The 653-nt window shown below is 66.6% G+C and carries 1 protein-coding gene; it reads left to right on the top strand.

From position 1 onward, the window contains the following. A partial coding sequence (locus ACYQ0U_RS22770) for an ISL3 family transposase (RefSeq protein ID WP_459976163.1) occupies positions 1–630 on the top strand: 630 nt, incomplete at its 5' end. Between the last annotated feature and the right edge of the window lie 23 nt (positions 631–653).

Genomic DNA, 653 nt, shown 5'->3' with positions numbered 1-653 from the left:
GGCTGGATCGCCGCCGTGGTCGCTGAGCGCTGTCCCAACGCGGTCCGATGCGCCGATCCCTTCCACGTCGTGAAGTGGGCAGGCGAGGCCCTCGACGAGGTCCGCCGCCAGGTCTGGAACGAGGCACGCGCCGACGCCCGGACCCTGCGAGCCCGGCGAGCAGCGGGCAAGGAGAACAACTCCTCCGGTCACGCGAAGGCGTTGAAGGACTCGAGGTTCGCGTTGTGGAAGAACCCTGAGAACCTCACCGCCCGACAACAGGCGAAGCTGGCCTGGATCGCGAAGGCCGAACCCCGACTGCACCGCGCCTACCTGCTCAAAGAAGGCCTGCGGCTGGTGTTCCAACTCCCGGTCGACGAAGCTACCGATGCCCTGGACGCCTGGATCGGATGGGCGCGACGGTGCCGCATCGAACGGTTCGTGAAGCTCCAGCGCACCATCGTCGAACACAAGCCAGCGATCCTCGCCGCCATCGAGCATGGCTTGTCCAACGGCCTCATCGAGTCGGTCAACACCAAGATCCGGCTCATCACCCGCATGGCCTTCGGTTTCCGCTCACCCGACGCACTCATCGCCCTGGCCATGCTTAACCTCGCCGGCCAGCGCCCAACGCTCCCCGGCCGCCGATGACCCACGGATCAGTCACAAGAGCC

The organism is Nocardioides pyridinolyticus, assembly GCF_054653575.1.
This window is presented reverse-complemented; position numbering and strand designations above follow the sequence as displayed.